3 protein-coding genes and 1 tRNA gene are annotated in these 2,649 nt (G+C 53.6%); 3 read left to right on the top strand and 1 reads right to left on the bottom strand.

What is annotated here, in order from left to right:
* Positions 1-362, bottom strand: a 362-nt coding sequence (locus tag ACRC1E_RS12730; RefSeq protein ID WP_438515464.1) for a Bax inhibitor-1 family protein, incomplete at its 3' end; no start/stop codon positions are given.
* A gap of 157 nt (positions 363-519) precedes the next feature.
* Between ACRC1E_RS12730 and ACRC1E_RS12725 the strand changes: the two genes are divergently transcribed.
* The 3 genes from ACRC1E_RS12725 to ACRC1E_RS12715 all read left to right on the top strand — a co-directional run.
* A tRNA-Leu gene (locus ACRC1E_RS12725) sits at positions 520-604 on the top strand.
* Positions 605-903: 299 nt separating this feature from the next.
* On the top strand, positions 904-2,211 hold the full coding sequence (tig, locus tag ACRC1E_RS12720) for a trigger factor (protein ID WP_438515463.1): 1,308 nt from the start codon (positions 904-906) through the stop codon (positions 2,209-2,211).
* A 32-nt stretch (positions 2,212-2,243) separates the two neighbouring features.
* On the top strand, positions 2,244-2,649 hold a 406-nt coding region (locus ACRC1E_RS12715; protein WP_438515462.1), incomplete at its 3' end, for an ATP-dependent Clp protease proteolytic subunit.

Below are 2,649 nucleotides of genomic sequence, written 5' to 3'. Positions count from 1 at the left end.
GTCGCGCCACCGGCAACCATCACCAGTTGGGCGCCGTTTTTCAGGCTAAGCGCCACTTGCAGCAAGGGGCCGAGCAGTATGCCCATAAACAGGGTGAGTACCATCATCAGTACCACGCCCATCGAGCTGTCGCGGTTTTTTTCAACGGCAAAAAACAGGCCGTAAAGAACCGCCATCATGATCAGGCTGGACATGATGGGGCTGCCTGCCATGAAGGAAAAATTCATATTGGTGCCGATGACTGCACCAAAGATGGTCGGGATCATCGATAGCGCCAGTAGCGCATAAGTGTTGCGCAGAACCTTGTGGCTTGAGCCTACCTGGGTGCTTGCGCGGTAAGTCGTCTGAAAGTTCTGTTGCATACGTGTTCTCTCCTTTGGGTATTGCAGTGTGATTTGGGTCTGACATGACTAATGGTAAATGGTTTCCATTGTGGATGGAAATTGAGTTCTTGCCTTGCCCGGTGGCGCAGGGTGCGGTATGATGCACCTCTTGCTTTTGGCGCGGTTGGCCTGGCAGGCGAGGATGGCGGAATTGGTAGACGCACTGGATTTAGGTTCCAGCGGGGCGACCTGTGAGAGTTCGAGTCTCTTTCCTCGCACCACAAGATAGGGCATACAGTATAAGCTGTATGCATGATAGCCCCGCAATAACGGCAGCCGCCTGTTTGCGGGGCTTTTTTGTTTTGTTTTGCCCCGTCTTCGGGTGGGCTGGATGCGAGTTATAGCTTCCCGATAGGGCATGATATACTGGCCAACTTTTGCAGCAGGCGGGCAGTATAGCGATAAATTATTGTTCAGGGTTTCGATGGCTGCCGACAGGCACTGGCTATTGATCATGAACAGGCTTATTTCATTGTGTTCCCTGTACACTCCAACCCTGTATATAGTCCAAGGATTCAACATGCAAGTTCAGCTGGAAACGTTGAGTAACCTCGAGCGTCGCATCACGATTGCGCTGCCGATGACCCAGATCAATGCCGTGGTAGCCGAGCGTCTCAAGCGTGCTGCCCGTGGCGCCAAAATTCAGGGTTTCCGCCCGGGCAAGGCTCCGTTCAAAATCGTTGAAGCCAATTACGGCCCACAGATTCGTGAAGAAGTGATCGGCGAACAGGTGCAGCAGAGCTTTTATGTTGCCGTTGCCCAGGAAAAACAGCGTATTGCCGGTTATCCGCGTTTTGAAGCGGTCGAGGAAAGCACCGATCTGGAAAGCTTCAAGTTTTCCGCTGTATTCGAAGTGTTCCCGGAAGTTGTGGTTGGTGATCTGACCGTAGCCGAAATCGAAAAGCCGGTGACGCCGGTGGGTGATGAGCAGATCGAGCAGACTATCGACATCCTGCGCAAACAGCGTACCCGCTTCAACTATGTTGACCGCGCAGCTGCCGCTGGTGATCGTGTCATCATCGACTTCAAAGGCTCTATCGACGGCGTATTGTTCGCTGGCGGTTCGGCTGAAAACCATGCTTTTGTTTTGGGTCAGGGCCAGATGCTGGCTGACTTTGAAACGGGTGTGACCGGTTTGAAAGAAGGCGAAACCAAGTCTATTGAAGTGGCTTTTCCTGAGGATTACCACGGCAAGGATGTCGCCGGCAAGACTGCCGTCTTCGAGATTACCGTGAAAAACGTATCCGAAGCGCAACTGCCTGAAGTGGATGCCGAGTTTGCCAAGGCTCTGGGTATTGCCGATGGCGACGTGGAGAAAATGCGTGCTGAAATCAGCAAGAACGTCGCACGTGAAGTGAAGCGCCGTCTGGCTGCCCGCACTAAAGAAAACGTGATGCAGGCGCTGCTGGATGCAACCCAGATTGATCTGCCTAAGTCGCTGGTTGAGCTGGAAGTGGGCCGTCTGATGGATCAGGCGCGTAGCGATCTGGAACAGCGCGGCATGAAGGTCAAGGACATGCCTTTCCCGGCCGAGCTCTTTACTGCACAGGCCGAGCGCCGTGTGGCTCTGGGTCTGATCCTGTCGGCGGTGGTTGAAGCCAATAAGCTGGAAGCCAAGCCGGAACAGATCAAGGCGATGATCACCGAGTTTGCCGACAGCTACGAGCATCCTGAAGATGTGGCTAAGTGGTATGAAGAAAATACCGAGCGCATGGAAGGCCCAACCTCGATGGTACTCGAAGACAATGTCGTCGAATTTGTACTTGCACAGGCAAAAGTGGTAGAAAAAGAAGTCGCGTTTGATGCGCTGATGGGCAACAACGCTTAATGATGATTGACCAGAGAGGCCGAATAATGTCGATGATGGATCCCCGGGCCTTAGGCCTGGTACCGATGGTGGTAGAGCAAAGTGGTCGCGGCGAGCGCGCCTACGATATTTACTCACGCCTCCTCAAGGAGCGCATTGTGTTCCTGGTGGGGCCCGTAAACGACGAGTCGGCCAATCTGGTCGTCGCTCAGTTGTTGTTTCTAGAGTCGGAGAATCCGGATAAGGATATCTATCTCTATATCAACTCGCCGGGTGGTTCGATCACGTCGGGCATGTCGATTTACGACACGATGAATTTCATCAAGCCGGATGTATCTACGCTCTGCATCGGGCAAGCGGCCAGTATGGGTGCTTTCCTGTTGTCTGCGGGTGCTAAGGGCAAGCGTTTTGCCCTGGCCAACAGCCGGGTCATGATTCACCAGCCATTGATCGGTGGTC

Source organism: Craterilacuibacter sp., assembly GCF_051659485.1.
In the GTDB taxonomy this organism is placed as follows: Bacteria; Pseudomonadota; Gammaproteobacteria; order Burkholderiales; family Chromobacteriaceae; genus Craterilacuibacter.
The sequence above is the reverse complement of the archived record's forward strand: the minus strand, read 5'-3'. Positions and strand labels throughout refer to the sequence as shown.